Annotated in this window: 15 protein-coding genes and 1 pseudogene; 8 read left to right on the top strand and 8 right to left on the bottom strand. The window is 59.0% G+C overall.

Translation table 11 applies throughout. The annotated features are described in order from the left end of the window. Positions 1–8 precede the first annotated feature (8 nt). The 4 genes and pseudogenes from MU558_RS22295 to MU558_RS22280 all read right to left on the bottom strand — a co-directional run bounded on the left by MU558_RS22295 (position 9) and on the right by MU558_RS22280 (position 4,091). Positions 9–737, bottom strand: a complete 729-nt coding sequence (locus MU558_RS22295) for a CPBP family intramembrane glutamic endopeptidase (RefSeq protein ID WP_246975656.1) — start codon at positions 735–737, stop codon at positions 9–11. Then, positions 734–1,615 (bottom strand): alpha/beta fold hydrolase, encoded by an 882-nt coding sequence (locus MU558_RS22290; protein WP_246975654.1) that lies wholly within the window; start codon positions 1,613–1,615, stop codon positions 734–736. The genes MU558_RS22295 and MU558_RS22290 overlap by 4 nt, the downstream gene beginning before the upstream one ends. A 509-nt stretch (positions 1,616–2,124) precedes the next feature. Next, positions 2,125–3,411 (bottom strand): annotated as a pseudogene (gene aglM / locus MU558_RS22285) (UDP-glucose 6-dehydrogenase AglM). A 62-nt stretch (positions 3,412–3,473) separates the two neighbouring features. Next, positions 3,474–4,091 carry a DDE-type integrase/transposase/recombinase gene (locus MU558_RS22280; RefSeq protein ID WP_246975652.1) on the bottom strand — a complete coding sequence of 206 codons (618 nt, stop codon included), beginning with the start codon at positions 4,089–4,091 and terminating at the stop codon, positions 3,474–3,476. Positions 4,092–4,316: 225 nt separating this feature from the next. On the opposite strand from MU558_RS22280, the gene MU558_RS22275 reads away from it, so the two are divergent. Genes MU558_RS22275 through MU558_RS22250 form a run of 6 tightly spaced genes read left to right on the top strand, consistent with a single transcriptional unit; the run spans position 4,317 to position 10,801 of the window. After that, positions 4,317–5,393: an ABC transporter substrate-binding protein gene (locus MU558_RS22275; protein ID WP_322987059.1), complete on the top strand. Its 1,077-nt coding sequence runs from the start codon at positions 4,317–4,319 to the stop codon at positions 5,391–5,393. A gap of 23 nt (positions 5,394–5,416) precedes the next feature. After that, positions 5,417–6,067 carry a hypothetical protein gene (locus MU558_RS22270; protein WP_246975648.1) on the top strand — a complete coding sequence of 217 codons (651 nt, stop codon included), beginning with the start codon at positions 5,417–5,419 and terminating at the stop codon, positions 6,065–6,067. Further along, positions 6,064–6,690, top strand: coding sequence for a hypothetical protein (locus MU558_RS22265; protein ID WP_246975646.1), 627 nt, complete (start codon positions 6,064–6,066; stop codon positions 6,688–6,690). Before MU558_RS22270 ends, MU558_RS22265 begins: the two co-directional genes overlap by 4 nt. Beyond that, positions 6,687–8,504 (top strand): ABC transporter permease, encoded by a 1,818-nt coding sequence (locus MU558_RS22260; RefSeq protein WP_246975643.1) that lies wholly within the window; start codon positions 6,687–6,689, stop codon positions 8,502–8,504. Before MU558_RS22265 ends, MU558_RS22260 begins: the two co-directional genes overlap by 4 nt. After that, a complete protein-coding gene (locus tag MU558_RS22255; RefSeq protein ID WP_246975641.1) occupies positions 8,501–9,589 on the top strand; it encodes an ABC transporter ATP-binding protein in 1,089 nt (362 codons plus the stop codon). Before MU558_RS22260 ends, MU558_RS22255 begins: the two co-directional genes overlap by 4 nt. Before the next feature lie 39 nt (positions 9,590–9,628). Beyond that, on the top strand, positions 9,629–10,801 hold the full coding sequence (locus MU558_RS22250; protein WP_246972190.1) for an ISH3 family transposase: 1,173 nt from the start codon (positions 9,629–9,631) through the stop codon (positions 10,799–10,801). Positions 10,802–11,182: 381 nt separating this feature from the next. On the opposite strand, the gene MU558_RS22245 is transcribed toward MU558_RS22250, so the two are convergent. Next, positions 11,183–12,469 carry a hypothetical protein gene (locus tag MU558_RS22245; protein ID WP_246975639.1) on the bottom strand — a complete coding sequence of 429 codons (1,287 nt, stop codon included), beginning with the start codon at positions 12,467–12,469 and terminating at the stop codon, positions 11,183–11,185. A 453-nt stretch (positions 12,470–12,922) separates the two neighbouring features. Here MU558_RS22245 and MU558_RS22240 point away from each other — a divergent pair, with 453 nt between their 5' ends. After that, complete coding sequence (locus tag MU558_RS22240; RefSeq protein ID WP_246975637.1) at positions 12,923–13,552, top strand: DUF7437 domain-containing protein; 630 nt, start codon at positions 12,923–12,925, stop codon at positions 13,550–13,552. A 96-nt stretch (positions 13,553–13,648) separates the two neighbouring features. Here the strand turns inward: MU558_RS22240 and MU558_RS22235 are convergent. Next, a protein-coding gene (locus MU558_RS22235; RefSeq protein WP_015310310.1) for an IS1595-like element ISNpe28 family transposase occupies positions 13,649–14,532 on the bottom strand; the annotation gives its coding sequence in 2 pieces (ribosomal slippage) (positions 13,649–14,070 and positions 14,070–14,532; 885 coding nt in all). Between the two features lie 66 nt (positions 14,533–14,598). Here MU558_RS22235 and MU558_RS23580 point away from each other — a divergent pair. Next, positions 14,599–15,036, top strand: a complete 438-nt coding sequence (locus MU558_RS23580; RefSeq protein ID WP_486642010.1) for a PIN domain-containing protein — start codon at positions 14,599–14,601, stop codon at positions 15,034–15,036. A gap of 120 nt (positions 15,037–15,156) precedes the next feature. On the opposite strand, the gene MU558_RS22230 is transcribed toward MU558_RS23580, so the two are convergent. After that, positions 15,157–15,657 (bottom strand): metal-dependent hydrolase, encoded by a 501-nt coding sequence (locus MU558_RS22230; RefSeq protein WP_246975635.1) that lies wholly within the window; start codon positions 15,655–15,657, stop codon positions 15,157–15,159. Continuing rightward, entirely contained in the window at positions 15,650–16,270 is a 621-nt protein-coding gene (locus tag MU558_RS22225; RefSeq protein ID WP_246975633.1) for an OB-like fold-containing membrane protein, read from the bottom strand. The genes MU558_RS22230 and MU558_RS22225 overlap by 8 nt, the downstream gene beginning before the upstream one ends. Positions 16,271–16,436 lie beyond the last annotated feature (166 nt).

The raw sequence follows: 16,436 nt of genomic DNA, 5'->3' as shown, positions 1-16,436 counted from the left end.
ACGTCAGTTCACGCCCACCCGGCTGCGACCACGACTACGTAGGCAAACAGGTTGTTCAGCGCGTGCATCACCACTGCACCCGAGAGGTTGTCGTAGCGGAGTCGAAGGACTGCAGGGAGGAAGCCCCACGCAGAGATGAAGATCGTTCCGGCGACACCGAAGTTCGGTAAGTGGATGAGCGCGAAGAGCGCGGTCATCAGGACCGTCGCACTCACGGGCCCGAACCCACGTGACGTGAAGGCCCCGAGGACGAGCCCTCGATAGAGAATCTCCTCAGTGACCGGAGCCAACACGACCGCCCCGAGGACAATTGCAAGGACGGCTGTCGGGTTACTCAACGAGTAAGAGAGCCCCTGCAGTTGGTATCCGAGAGCCGCGTTCAGTTGTGCGGTAATCTGATACACCCCGAGACCGGCAACGAACATACCGATAGCGGCGGCCGTCTCGTTCAGTGACGGCCACCGGAAGGTGAATACCGCTGCGCGCTGGTTGGGGGTTAAAAGCCCATACAGCAGCCCGACGACGAGAAGATTCACACAGCCGTAGAACAGGTAGCCGGATACCAACGAGTATGCTCCAGTGGGGGTATCAGTGAGCATCCTGTGGGCGGCGTACAGAAGTGAGACCAATGGAACCGGGAGGAGCGTGATTATCAGTACGGTTCCAAATCGGTCACCAAGAGAGTCACCGATACGAACGCTTGCCAGCATCCGTCGGACACTGAGCGAGTCGGTCATCGATACCCCTCCAGCACGTCGGGGATACTCCGAAGCAGCGTCTGAAGGTGATCCACGCCGTCGAGAACGCGCAATTCGGCGCTCGGGATCTTCCGTTCCAGGTGTCGAGCCCCGGCAATCGGTACGTTCGTGTCGTTACTCCCGTGCCAGAACCGTACGTCTACGTCGATCTCCTCGACGTCGATACCCCAGTCAGTTGCCGTATTCCGGAACTCGGTCACTGCGCCACTGCGGTGACGGGCGAACGCCTCGACGAAGTCCTCCTTTACGATCTCCGCCGCAGCGTTGGGTACTGCGTCGTCGGTTGCAGTATATTGTCCCACGACGAACGACGGATCCAGGCGTTCCGCGAGCCACGTCTGTCCACGAAAGAGTCCGCGGAGGACGGATGGGGTCGTGGTCGCCAAACCCACCAGGAGCCGCTGTATCGCAGGAGGTTCCTCGCTGACGGTTGGGGGCGTCGCCCCAGAAATAATATCGACTTGACTAATTCTCTCAGGTTTCGTTGCCACTATCGATAGCGCGTATGGACCGCCGCCAGAGAATGCGATGAGACCCGCAGTCTGCACGTCAGCGTCGTCCAGAACGGGCGTAATGAACTCAGCGGCATCACACACCGACCGATTCGGCCACGGTGAGGAGCGGCCGTATCCTGGTCTGTCGGGGGCGAGTACTCGAACGCCGTTCTCCTGGGCTGCTGTCCCAAGAAGCGCCCCTAACCGACGGGATCCAGGCGTTCCGTGGAGAAACACCACCGGAACCCCATCTGGGCGTCCGTATTCAGCGTACGCGATCTGTCGGTCACTATCTACTGGAACGACGTTCGCTTGCTGAGAGCCCAACCTCGACCTACGTTGGGGTGGATTTGATGCTGACATTATCTGTAATTGTTTAGGGAGGGAGGGAGGAACTGGCGCCGGACCAATACGGTGGTATTTATACATACCCCACTCGATCAGCGGAAGCCCCGGCTACGTTATCGGCCGCTTCTCGGAACGCCCAGTCGCGTTGCAGTACGCCGCGAGGAGGGTGTCGTACAGTAGCTACGGCCGTGACGGCCCGATGATACAAAGTCCAGTGCGCTTGTTCTCGTCGACGAACAGGCGATTCGCCACCAGAAGTCGGCGGCAGTGAAACACCCTCTCATGAATCGTCTCCGGCACGGTCCCAAAGTTCTCTCCGGTGTCGTTCTGGGCAAACCCGATATCTCCACGATTCTGGACGTCAAAATGGGCGTCAACAGACTCTGAAACGATGTCGTCATGGATCGGCTGTCGAATCCTCGTGGGGACACTCGCATCGAGCGATAGACCACCTCGAGGACGCTCACGGCTCCGACTACCATCCACCATTCGAGCCAGCGTCCTCGAGTTTTCGAGCGACAGAATTACCAGGTGAGCCCTTCGTACGTGATCCCGTCTCGTCGCTGTGCGATCCGGCGGCCGTCGACGACGACTGGTTCAGCCATCGTGTCGAATTCCTCGTCCAGCATCGCGAACTCGTCCCAGTCCGTCACGACAGCTGCACCATCGCTCCCGTCCAGTGCCTCGGCTGCAGTAGTGGTGTATTCGATTTCCGGGAATCGCTCTCGCATCGGGTCGATCGCGACCGGATCGTAGGCCACGACGTCAGCACCGTGCTCCTGGAGCCGCTCGATAACGGGAATCGCTCGAGAGTTCCGGATGTCGTCAGTCCGGGGTTTGAACGAGAGGCCGAGCACGGCGATGCGTGCGCCCTCGAGGTCGACGTGCTCCGACAGGAGCTCGAGCAGCCGCGCTGGCTAGCAGTCGTTGACCTCGACGGCGGCCTCGAGCAGCGCTGGCTCGTACCCTTCTTCTCGTGCGGCTGCGATGATGGCGTTGACGTCTTTCGGGAAGCAGGACCCGCCCCAGCCGACGCCGCTGCGGAGGAACTGCTCGGAGATCCTGTCGTCGAGTCCGATCGCGTCCATGACCTCGTAGGCGTCGAGACCGAACTCCTTGCAGATGTTCCCGAGATCGTTGACCAGGCTGATCTTCGAGGCGAGGAAGGCGTTGTTCGCGTACTTGATCATCGCAGCCGTCTGCGGGTCGGTCTCGACGACGTGTGCGTCGTGGTCCTCGAGTAGCGGCTCGAACACCGCGTGGAGCCTGTCGGTTGCCCACGCCGAAATCGCCCCGAAGACGAGTTTGTCGGGGTGCACGAAGTCGGACACGGCACTCCCCTCGCGGAGGAACTCCGGGTTCATCCCAACTTCGACGTGTTCGTTTCGATCCGTGCCTCGGTGGACCGCCGGCTCGAGGACGGTCTCGATGCTCGGCGGCGTGACCGTACTCTTGATCACCACGAGGTGGCTCTCTAATTTGTCGGCGAGGGCTTCGCCAGTCGCCTCGGCGGCCGCCTCGAGTGCCGTGAGGTCGATACTACCGTCTTCGTTCGAGGGTGTGCCGATCGCCAGGAACGTGACGTCGGAATCGGGGACGACGTCGTACGATGTCGATGCCTCGAGTCGGTCGCCTGCGTGTTCGGCGATGAGTTCGTCCAGACCCGGTTCGTCGATTGGCGCTCGTCCATCGTTGATCGTCTCGACGATCTCCTCGTCGATATCGATCGCCGTTACCGTGTGACCGAGCTCTGCGAAACACGCCGCGATCGTCGTCCCGACGTATCCGCTGCCAATGACCGTAATTCGCATCGAGTAAGTCGCCAACCCAGACCCTCTTATCACTGTGGGATGGTATCCTAAGAGTGTCAACGTTAGCACCTCGTATTGTGAATGAGCACGAAGGCTTTCGTCCAGCGATCAGCTGACTGCCACGAACTCCGATACGGAAAGCGGTCGAAGAACCGCCTGATTCGGAGTGTGAACGGGCTGAACCACGATTCGACGATCGAGCGATCACCCCACGTTTCTCGGCGCGACTCACACGGGAGATCGAGTTCGTCGAGGCTCCAGTTGTACCAGGGGCCACGATCGACGACGATGACGGGCCGTCCTCGACACCGTTCGAGGACAATCCGGAGGAACAACAGCGCGTCAAGTTCAGATCGACCGGGAGACGCCTCGACGTGGATCACTTCGTCGGTGTGGCGATCGATTGCCGCCCAGACATAGACCTCGCGGTCGTCGACGATGACTTTCGTCTCGTCGACGACCACTGTGCCGTGTTCATCAGGTTCCAGTTCGAACAGGTCAGCGAGTGCCGTATACCACTCGTGGACCGCTTGGTGGGAGTGGCCGAGCCACTCGCCAACTTGGCGGTAGGACAGGCCGAAATGGTACAGAAATGCCGCCTCAACCCGTTGTTCGGTCGGTGTGTCCTCGCGTGGAAACACTCTTTGCTCGCGTGCTCGTTGGACTAGCTGGTCGAGCATTGAGTTCCACCAACTCCCACTAGCTCGACCATTTCCATACTCCTATCGCTGACACCCCTGGGTGAACCGTCTGCTTGCTTTTTTGGAGTGCGCATTCTTGGCAAGCAGCCGTTCTCACGAACTGGTTTCGTGCAGTTCTGAGATTCGTTTTTCTGACTGACCAACATTTTAGGCCGACCTAAAATAGAAAGGATTAAATGTTTTAGGTTGGCCTAAAACAAGTAGATGTCTCAGAATTCGAGATCCCGACGGCGGTTTCTGACGACTGCTGGTATGACTGGTACGGCCCTGCTCGCTGGTTGTGCGGGGGAAAACGACGGAGAACCGGCGGACGAAACGAATACGTCTGGGGACGCTGGAACACCCACCAACTCGGATGGGGCGACGCTTCGTGTGTTCGATCAAGAAGCTAATTTTGCCGACCCGTACGAGGAGGCAGTGTCCCGGTTCGAGGAAAATCACGACGTGACTGTCGAAGTGGTTGGGGGGCTTGGAGCGAACGTCGTCGACAAATATCTTGTCGAGAAAAGTAACGATATGCCGACAGCAGACGTTCTTGCAGGATGGATTCCACAAAAACTGCTCAGTGCCCAACTTGACGGCAAACTCGCTCAACCCGAACTTCCCACGCTCGCGGATCGCATTCCACAACGGTTCCGTGACCCGCTGCTCGTTCGACACGTTGCCGCAATCGTTCCGGCGTACAATCCGGACAAACTGCAGGCAGCTGGAATCGAACCACCGGAGTCGTATGCAGCACTCACCGACGAGCGGTTTGCCGGACGAATCGAAGTCGTCGATCCGGTCAACGTCAGCAGTGCGATGAAGGTCGTCGCCTACGTCGCAAACAACATCGGCGGCTGGGAGTACTGGGAGTCGCTTCACGAGAACGGTGCCAAAGTCGTCTCCGGGTATCCGCAAGTCCCGAAGGACGTCATCAGTTCGGGGACTGATACTTCGGTCGGTATTCTCGGGCTCGGGCTGGGACTTCCAGCCGAGAAAGACGGAGAGCCGATCAAAAACGTCATTCCGACTGAGGGCGCAGTTGGAAGTTCTCACGCGATTGCAATCAATCCGGATTCGCCCAACCCCGAGCTGACACGCCGGTTCATCGAGGAAGTGAAATTCGACGAGGACGTGCTGGACTTCTGGACGAACAAGTACCTCCCGGTGACCCTCGACGGGCACGAACTGCCCGATGATTCACCGTTGTCGCTCGAGGACATTCGTCTCGCCGACTGGAACTGGATGATCGAGCACGAGCTGGATCTCAAGGTCAGATGGCAGAATATCTTCAGCTGACCACCCACGTAGATAGCCGAGCTATGAACTCGATCAATTCGACTACTGATGCGTCTATCGGCGTCCTCTATGCGGGCTATCAGTCGACCTACGAGGTCACGACCGACAGTACGTACGCAGAGACGACGCTCCTGCCGATATACGACCTCCCGGAGTACGATCTGACGAGGTTCGACGGCGTCGTCGTACCGAGCGTCGTCGATCAGAAATTTTTGGCACAAGAGTCCGGTCTGCTCGCTCGCTATCTCGACGCAGGTGGCGTCGTCGTCTCCTTCGCGAAGATCTTCCGCGAGTGGCTCGACGGATACCGCTGGCGGTCCCATCCGACGCCGGCGCGCGATCTCGAACTGGAACTCGCCCGCAGACACCCCGTATTCGACTCGGTCACCAAGCGGGATTTGAACCTGTATGAAGGGGTCCAGGGGTGGTTTACGCGGGGGTATCTCGAAACACCCGAGGGAGTCGACCCCCTGGTCGTCGATACTGAAGACAGGATCGTCGTCGCAGTAGACGAGGAGAGTACTCCGGGGACGATCTTCGCAACCGCGGGTTCGGATCTGTTCCACACCGCGTTTCGTAACCACGATCCGTTCCCAGCAGTCGTCACGCGGTTACTCGAGTGGATCGTCGACGAAAGCGAGATCGAACACGAGACGCGACGAGGTGGGGTATGACCAGCGGTGCAAACGGATCTATCTCGATGGTGAACTCGGAGGTCCCGATTCATCAGTACATCCTCACCGAGAGCCCGTACGCAGACACGTTCGACTCGATTTCAGTCCAGTCGCTCCCGCAGACGGCCTTCACTGACGTCGAGACGCTCGTTATCCCCTACAAAACGAACCAGGAGATACTCCACTCGGAACGACGACGACTCGCAGAGTACGTCGAAACTGGGGGGACGATCCTCGCGTTCGGCGACGCCTTTCGACAGTGGCTTCCGGGCGGGACCTGGCATCCAGTCGAGTTCGACTACACGTGGTGGCGTCGCGGTGAATCACTCGAACTGGAGATCATCGAGCCAGCGCATCCGCTGTTCGCGAACGTTTCTCGCGACGCGTATCTCTGGCATTACCATGGGCGATTTGACCCACCAGCGGATGCGACGCCGCTGCTCGCTGCTCCCGAAGGCGTCATTATGTACGAGCAGTCGCTCGGGACCGGGAAACTCCTCGCGACGACGCTTGACCCGCTACACCATCTCGGCGAGGGAGCAATCACGAATCCGATCGACACGACCAGTGCACTCGAGTGCATTCTCGACTGGGCCGGGTCGAGGGGGTCGACTGGCAGATGAGTGGGAGCACGCGATTCCGAACGCTTCGGTCGCATCGGCTCGTCCGCTCGATTACTCGTCCACCGAGGCTCGTCGCTCTCGGGCTTTTGCTCCCGCTGCTCCTGTTTGCAGGGTACCCACTCGCGATCCTCGTTTCCAAAACCGTCGTCGTAGACGGCGTGACGACGCTCGCTTTCTGGCGATCGATCGTTTTCGGCACCCCGAATCGGTTCATCTCGGCCTGGGACGCGACGTACTCCTCGACGCTCGTCTGGCGACCGTTGAAACACTCACTCGTCGTAGCCACGGGAACGACGGCCGCTGCCGTTGTCGTCGGTACGGCGCTTGCAACCCTCGTGAGTTTGACGGACGTTCGATTCAAGTCGCTGCTTACGACGATTGCGATTTATCAGGTGATTCTCCCGCCGTTTGCCCTGGCGACAGCCTGGATCATCATGGGTCAACGACTCGGATTACCGGCGACGATCCGATACGGCCCAGCACCGATGATTCTCGTGCTCGCGATTCACTTCTATCCCTTCGTCTACCTGATTACGAGTGCCGCATTCAAGAAGATCGACTTCCGGTTGCTGGAGGCCGCGTTCGTCCACGGGGTTTCGAAGCGTGTCGCGCTGCGAGAGGTCGTTCTCCCGCTCGCTGGCCCTGCGATCGTCGGGAGCGGTGCGCTCGTTTCGTTCTCGTCTCTCGCCGTCTTCGCCCCGGTCGCGATTCTCGGTGGCGGATCTGATCCGTATCGAGTGCTCTCGACACAGATCTTTGCGCTCTACCAGAACGCGCTCTCGACTCCGACCATCATGCCGGTCGCGGCGATCGCATCGCTGTTGCTCACTGCCGTTTCACTGCTTCCGTTTCTCGGCTACTACGTCATGTTAAAACGGAGTCGGACGGAAACGGTGAGCGGACAGGGATCTCACAGTGAACTCTTCGAGCTGGGCACCTATCGCACCCCGATTTCGCTCGTCATCCTCGGATCGTTCCTGTCTACGATCGTCGTCCCACTCGCCTTCCTCGGGTTGCAGTCGGTATCCCCCTCGTGGTCGCTGATCGACGTGAACGCGATGTCGCTCGAGGCGTACAGAGCGATTTTCCACTCCCCCCAGCTAGCGTATAGCCTACTCGCCTCACTGCTCATCGGACTCAGCGCGGCGACGATCGGCACGGTCGCAAGTCTGTTCGTCTCGTACGTTCTCGTCGCCGGAACCGATCGACTACTGACGTTCGCTACCTACGGGCTCTCGTTGGTATCGTTCGTACTCCCAGGCGTTGCACTGGGTATCGCGTATCTGCTGGTCGTGACCCAACCACTCCCCGGTCTCGGTGACTCTTTCACGCTTCGATTTCTGTACGGCTCGATCGTCCTCGTGATCGTCGTCACGACCGTCCGAAATCTCCCGTTTGGCGTCCAGAGCACCGCGAGTTCGCTAGTCCAGATCGACGACTCGCTCGTCGAAGCAGGCTACCTGAACAACGCCAGCGTTCTCGAGGTCTTCCGCGAAATTCTGGTCCCTCTCGTCCGTCGGTCACTGGCCGCCTCCTGGATACTTACGTTCATCTTCGCCGTCAAGGAACTGGACGTGATCGTCTTTCTCTACTCACCCCAGCCGTTCACACAGGGGACAGTCTCTCTTTCGTCGATCACCGACGCACCACCGATCATGTACCAGATCTTCTATATGCTGAACGCCCCACAGGACCCCGAACTCTACTCTCGAGCGGCAGCCCTTCTCGTTATCGTGTCCGCGGTACTTCTCGTGGCGATTCTCGCAGTGAAACGATTGACGGCAGTCGACTTCGAGCAGTTCATGACAGCATGACTATCAGCAAACCCATCCTCGAACTGACGGACGTTACAGTCAGCTACGGCGACGTCGAGGTCGTCCGAGACGTCTCGATCGACATCATCGAAAGTGAAGTCCTCTCCATCGTCGGACCGAGCGGGAGCGGCAAATCGACCCTGATGCGTGCTATTGCCGGCCTCGAACCGGTAGCCGGTGGCCAGATCGCACTCGCCGAACGACCGGTCTCTTCTGACTCGATCCAGACGCGACCGCAGGATCGGGACGTCGGAATGGTCTTCCAGAACTTCGCACTCTGGCCGCACAAAACCGTCCGTGAAAACGTCAGCTTCCCACTCGTTGCGACCGGAACGCAACCGGCCGACGCACGTGCCCGCGTTGCGGAGGTCCTCTCGCTCGTCGAACTGGACGGATACGAGGACCGATACCCGGGAGACCTGAGCGGTGGCCAACGACAACGAGTCGCCCTCGCTCGAGCGCTGGCTCCCGATCCGTCGTTGCTCCTGCTCGACGAACCCCTGTCGAGTCTGGATGCACAGTTGAAACGCCATCTCCTGTCGGAACTGGATCGAATTCAGTCGGAAGTTGGTGTCACGACGATTTACGTGACGCACGATCAGCACGCTGCGATGCAGATCGCAGATCGCATCGCGATCTTGCGTGACGGCCAACTCCAGCAAGTCGGGTCTCCACGTGACGTCTATCGATCACCGGTCAACGAGTTCGTCGCGACTTTCGTCGGCGAACTAAACGCGTTCTCGCCAGCGGTACTGACTCGAGTATTCGGCCACGGCGACGTTGGCCAGGCAGCCAGGGTCGGTATTCGCCCTGAAGACTTCCGTCTGCAGCCCGTCGCGGCAACCGATGGTGACCGACAGCTCGCACGCTCCGATCGAGACACGCGTGCACGGGGAACTGTCGAGCGGGCGACCTTCCTCGGAGATCGGACGCGATACGAGGTCCGAACCGACGGTGTTTCATTCACCGTCGTCGAGCACTCTCGAACGCAGTATGACGAGGACTCGCCGGTTCTGGTCGAATTCGATCGGGCCGACGTAATCGAACTGTCGGTACTTCCCGACTGGTGTGAGAGCTGGAGCTAAAGCGTTGGTCTCATGAGGAAGATGTCTGGTTGAGTGAATGTGTTCAGTATCCCTCAGCCAGACGGTGTTCTTTCGGATTCGGACGTGAAAGATTTAGCGGAAGACGTCATCTGCCAGCTCCCCTTGCCAGGGATCGAGGGCTCGCCCCTCGATCCCGGCGATATCTGGGTTGTTGTCATTCTTGCAGCAGTCAATCAGACGTCCATCTGGGAGACGTGCAAGGACAACGACAACGCTGCCTGTGATGATACTGTCATGGACTGGCTCCATACGCTCAACCGAGAGTGGCTTGAGCGGGTTGCTAACCGCCTTCTCAGGGAGGTGGCGATGACGATCCTCGACCCTGATCGGTCGAGGATCGTCTCCATTGACTTCGTCGATAACCCCTACCACGGAACGTACGCCGATGAAGAAGGTGAACTCTGCCGCATGCACGCGAAAGACGGAACAACGACGTGCCACCGGTACTGCACGGCGTATCTCGTCTCGAACGGAAAGCCAGTGACGCTGGCGATGACGTACGTCCGTAGTGATGAGAAAGAGGCCGACGCGGTCGAGCGCGTCCTCGACCGCGTCGAAGCCTATCCCTTCGAGATAGAGCTTCTGTTGGCTGATCGTGGCTTCTACAACGAACGTATTCTGCGCCGCTCACGGGAGATTGCTGCGACTGTCGTTCCCGTCCAAAAGAAGGGCAAGCGCATGAGGAAGAAGCTGGATACGCACTGCTCGTACATGACAACCTATCGGATGTACAAAGGCCGCGAGCGGGAACTGGAATTCCCGCTCGCGGTCGCTGTATCATATCACGCCGGAGATCGCGGGAAAAGCGGCGAGGTCGTTCGAGGCTATGTGGCGTGCGATCTGGCCGATCGCACGCCGAAACAAGTCGAACGGCTCTATCGAAAACGGTCAGCGATCGAAACGAGCTACCGTGTATTTCGCCAAGCACGAGTGGTAACGACGACACAAGACCCAATCATCCGCTTCGCGTTCGTCCTGGTTGGATTCCTGTTGGAGAACCTCTGGCTTGTGCTTCGATGGGCGGTCGTCGCCCGCCCCCAGCGGGGCGGGCGCGACCTGCCCGAGGAATTCACGTTCAAGACCTTCTCTGACTGGATCAGACATGCATTAGAGGAAGAGCTAGAGCGGAGTTGGGAGATCGAGATGAACGGAACAGGTGTGCCAGAAGCATACGCGCCGGCCGCGGGCTGACGCCAGCCCGCGGCCGTGGGCAAGCTCCTGGTGAGCAACAGCATTCGCCTAGAACAGCGTATCTCAGCCTTCTTACTTCACTTCTCCTCATCCGTGGATTCTATTTCCTGTTCACTCAGTTACCACACCGGCATTCGCTCTGTTCGTCCATGACTCAGCACAGTTCACGAAGCGACGTTCGGGAAGTACCGACTGTGACTCTCGGGAATGCGTTCCGTGAGCAGTTCGACGTCCGGGCGTTCGACGCTTCGTTCCCGATGGTGTCGAGGATCGACGCACTCGAGTGAGTGATTTCCTGCAAGGCCTCGAGTTCCCCGCCACGTTGTGTCGATGCCATTTATCGGCAGCTTCACCGGTTCGATCTCCTCGGGATCGGTACGGTTACCGTCTCGAGGTCGTCTGCTGTCGTCGCTCTGTCGGCTCGAGTTCTTCACGGAGTCGATCGGCGACGCGCTCGGGTGTCTCGACGTACGGAAGTGTCTGCCGGTAGAATCCGTATGGCGACTGCTTGACAGCCAGATAAGACCGGTCGAGCGTGACTGTCGCTGCGTCCGTGCCGGGCGGTCCTGTCCAGAACCCTCGTTCGACAGACACGTTCCGGATCGCGTCCAGCGGGACACGCCACTGAACAGCGTCGAGTCGTGTGTCGTATGCGACCAATTCGTCGTCGTACAGCCGGTACTCCATCGCCCCGAAGGCCAACTCGAAGTGAACGATCCCCGCGAGTACGAAGCTGATTACAACTCCGACGAGTGCACCGCCAATCCCGACGACGGCTGCCGTCGGTCCACCGATGAACGCGCCGACGAACCCCACGAGAGCCACCGAGAAAAGGGCCGCAACTCGAGAAAAAATGTTGAGCATCTCCCACTCAATTCGGGGAACGAGCCCGTCGATGACTCCTGCGAGTCGGATCGCCTGCCGATCGGTTCGGAACCGCTCGGTCGGTCGTCCCGTCGGTTCCAGAAGTTCGACCGAATCCGCTCCCGTCGGCGGCGGCTCTCGGTGTATTTCGTACGCGATCCGCCCTCCGACGAGGACGACTGCAATCGTGGTGAACCCGGTCGAGGGATCGAAGTCGGCCCCCGCGTGAACGGTGTCGACAGCGGCGACCGGAAGCGCCATCAGAATCGGCCCAAGCCATCGTACGCCCGGGAGAATCCTCTTGGCAGGTGGACGATTCGAGTGGACGAACCGCCGAAATGCCCAGCCGTGTTTCACGATGATCGCGAGACCACCGGCAGCCAGTATCCCGAGCGTCGGTTCCGACCCAATAGTGAACGGCGGTTCGAGGACCGTCGCCGTCAGCCCGATCGCGAAGGCGGTCAGCGGTACTGCAGTGAACAGCCCGACCACGGCCGGCTTGAGGTTGTGTACCGCGATCGGCGGCAACCAATCGACCGGCTGGACGGTCCCGAGCTTCGGGGTCAAAAATCTGAACGGATTCGGGTCACCGTTCCGGCGCATTGCTGGTGGCTCTGTTGGCGAGTACTCCTCGCGTGGAGCTGCAACCACCGTCTGACAGAACCGCCGAACCGTCCCTCCGATCACGTCTCCCCAGTAGAGCAACAGGACGACGTACAGCGAAAACGGATGGAACAGGACCGCCACGAGCGCGATGAGATCGACAGCCAATGCGCCAGCGCGACGGAAGCTATTATCGGTCATATTGTAGAGCTGAAGCGCTGTGACTCGCTAGATGAGCGTTTCCGTAGCGACCGTCCACGCAACCGCCACTGATCATTCGCCTCGCCCGGCGGAGCAGGTGTGTAGCCACCACGGAATATCGAGGACTATCGTCAGCACAACCGCGACTCCCAGCCCCTGCAGAAAACCATCTGCGAGACGAAGCGCCAGAAAAACAGCGACAGCGCTACCACCGATTCTCGTTATTCGCTCCAGGTTCCAGTCGAGGAGAGCGAACTGCATCGTCGAAATCATTCGCCATCTGTAATGATAGGCTCTTCGAGTCAACTGCACAAACGACCAGGGAACGATTTGATTCATTTCGACCGCCCTTCTTGTAAAGATCGAAGAATTATTGTCTATAGTGACACCCGTAGTTGACTGGTTGGAGAGGCCTCCAAAATATTTTAGACCATAGTTCACGTACTATGGACTATGTCGAACGCTCCAACGCCTATCCAGCCACCGGATGCGGGACACACTGCCCACCGGTTTTTTGTCATTCAGGAACTGCTGGGGACTCCTGATCTCGCGCGGTTCTACACTGACCTTCTGATTAACTCTCCGACAACGGTCACGGCAGCCCGTGAGCGGCAGGGATTCTCCAAAAGTACCGCCTACAAATACGCGAATACACTCGCCGAATTAGGTGTCGCAGAAGAACTGGACGAGTACGAAACTGGCTCCGCACTCTGGCGTGCCGATCCCGTAAGTGGGGACTGGACAGACGAAATGACCCTCGAACTCGGTCCTGCCATCATCGCGGTCTATGGTGCGACTAGCGTTGACGACGATCTTGAACTGTTCGTTGATCGGCACGGGAAAGCGGCACTCGCACCGGCGGTCATTGCCACACTCACTTACTTGCAGGGCGAGACGACGCGTCGTGGCGTCGCGGACGAACTCGGTGTGCCTGCTGTGGAAGCCATCGCGGTCACCCAGGCGGTTGAGCGGATCATCGCTGTAGTGAAAGACCACGACCCAACGCTGAGCGACATTACGTTCGAGGTAGAGGTCCACGACCGAGCAATTGAGCAGGGGCCGTACCAGCGAGCCGATGAGTGAGGAGCATCCGTCTCCGTTCCCGACGGCTCTCATTCTCGACACAAGCTTTCTTCGAACGATCGGGGGGACGAGTTCCACACCGTATCAAACCTTCGCTCATCCCGATACATTGTAACATAGGAGTTTCTCGAACCAGCTATCTGGTTCGTTGAGTTTCAGTTCAAGGAAATTGAGATACCGTTGGAGATGATGTTTTGAGACACCTCTGAACTTCGCCAGCCACTGGCGAAGGAAGCTGTGGCGGTTCTCACAGGTGTTCGTGTGGGCATCGCCGATGACGTAGGTGTCGGAGTGGGTGACGGCCAGATGGCCGTCCACCCCCTCCTTCTCCTCGATCTCGTCGTAGATTGTGTAATCATCGGTACAGAGGATGACGCTTCCATCACCGTATTCAGCGATGTCTTCGTCGGCGTCTTGGAGATCCTTGCAGACGAGAAACCGAACTCGTCCGTCATCCCGACGGACGAGTGTCAACACCGGTGGTTTGTCTGATTCGAATCGTCCTCGTCCCTTTTTTTGAGTCCGCGCTTGCGCGGACTCTGATCCTCGTCTTCGATCCCTTTCTCACCAGCTGTTACGTAGATCTCGTCAGCTTCACAGACATCGTACAGCTCAAATTCATCGATCTCCCCGCTCACATCCTGGACTTTGTGAACGAAGTTGAGAACAGCTTCGTAGTCTCGGCCAAGGTCACGAGCGATCTGAGCGGTCGGCTCAGATCGCATCTCCTTGACGATATAGAACATCTCTTCCAGTTCGAAGCGATGTTGGCCGAAGATCGTGTTTGTGAGGTCGTTGAAGTACGTCTCACACCCCTTGCACCAGTACTGCTGGGCGTCTTTTCCGGTTGTTCCGCGCTTGACAACGTCGTCACTCTCGCAATGGACACACGTCACCGTCTCGCCGAAGCGGGCGAGACGGAGACGTTCAAAGCACCGCTCACGTGGTGGAAGGAACACTTGCGCAGACTTCTCGTCCATCTTGGAAGACACTTGGAGAGTAAGGAAAATTGATGTTACGACTTATCGAGATGAGCGCAAACCTTTATCCAGTATGTCAAGGAAAAAGGAGTTGGCCTGTACTTAACACCGGGTGTCGTAGATGAACTCGCGGAGCAACGGGGGTACATCAGTATCGACTGGGTCGACCGGGCAGACACAACAGCGTGGATTAATCTTATCGACACCGTGCAGCCAGGGGTCCGGGTACACGATGGGCCGCGTGCTGGCGAGATTATGGATCGGGTCCATGAGCGACTGGCGAAGTTCGAGCAGACCGACCCAGACACGTTGCGGAAGACTGATTCAGAACTTCCAGCGGCTGCAGTAATGCTTCTTGGTTCGACAGCGCATGATTCCGTTGGGATCTTGATCGACGACCGGAACGCCGAACGGTCGATTTCCGGTGTGATCGACAATACGTACTATGAGGGTCGAATTCGGGTACTCAGCATCTGGGATACGATAGAGTATATCGAGTCCTGACTACGTCAGCGGTCGTCCAAGTATTCTCTCCGCTGTTCCATCTTCTTTTCTTCTGAACGTGAGTCGTAGTGCATCGAGAGCACCGTTCTTGAGACGTGTCGGTGTTCTCGAGGTGGGCTCTCACCGCTGTCTTGCAGCCGCTCGTCGTTGACTGACCACCCAGACGAGTGCGGCGGCGAGACCGGCAACGAGTGCGGGCCATCGATCGCTGCTGAGGTAGAGGTTCGGTGCCGGCAGATGCGACTGGACGAGCGGCCAGAGCACAGGATACGCGTAGCCTGTCGGCGTGAGCAGATTGAAATCGAGGGCGTGATGGGTAAGCGCCCCGATCCCGAACAGGCCGATCGCCCGCATCCGATTCTCGGGTGAGACCAGGAGCGACCCGAGAAGAATCACGACCGCCGACCCACCGAGCGTGTGCAACGGCGACCACGAAAACGGAACGCCGGTCGCTGTCGCGACGATCGAATCCGGGACGAGCAGCTTCACTTTCACGAAATCCGGCGAGAGCGCGCCGATCATCACGAGCGTGACGTGTGCTGGTCGCATCCACTCGTATCGAAACGCGAGCAGCGTTCCGACGACGTACCCGATCAGGACGTGGGTGAGGAGATCAGGCATCCGAATCGCCTCCAGTCGTCACTCGAGTACGTCCGGCTTCGCCTGTGGCGGTTTCGGTGTGTGACGTCTCGCTCGGCCGTGGCTGGAAGCGGTTTCGGAGCGGCCGCGGCCGCTCACGCGGGACGAACGCGAGCTGTTCGCGGTCGAACCGCCAGCCTCGGACGAATCGTCCGAGCACCCAGAGCCCACCGAGAAGCGAGACGACGTACATGTACTGGAGTTCCCACGACTCCCTCACGATCGTGCGTTCGGTCGCGAGTGTCGACGGGTTCTCGAGCGTGCCGAAAGCGGAGACCTCGTCGCCTCTCTTGAGAGCACGGTCTGCGTTCTGGACAGTCGCGTCCACGTCCTCGAGCGTGACCGTCCTCGAGTCTCCGGTGTGGGAGATCTCGACGACGACGGGATCGGTGTCGACGACGCGGCCACCGAGGACGACACGTTCATCCACGTACGCCCGTGGCTCGTTTACGACCGCCTCGTCGTCCGGGAACTGATTCAGCGACGGGTCAGCCGTGGCCGTGCCGTCCCAGACGAGGAATCCAGCGAGAACCGCGAGCAAAACGAGTGCAGCGAGGAGTCGGCCCCGCTGGCCGTACGGTTCGCGTGGTGGCATCTACCTCGAGCGAACACATCGCGTCGTATAGGTGTTGCGAGAGGTCGATTCTGCGATGTGGGGCAGATGTGCAAGCCGGATTATCGGGCCGGTTGGTTCGGGTGCACCGCAAAGACGATTTCTGAATCAATATGTCCGTGGTGGCCGCTCGAGAATCTCAAAAATC

Source organism: Natribaculum luteum (genome assembly GCF_023008545.1).
Lineage (GTDB): Archaea > Halobacteriota > Halobacteria > Halobacteriales > Natrialbaceae > Natribaculum > Natribaculum luteum.
This window is presented reverse-complemented; position numbering and strand designations above follow the sequence as displayed.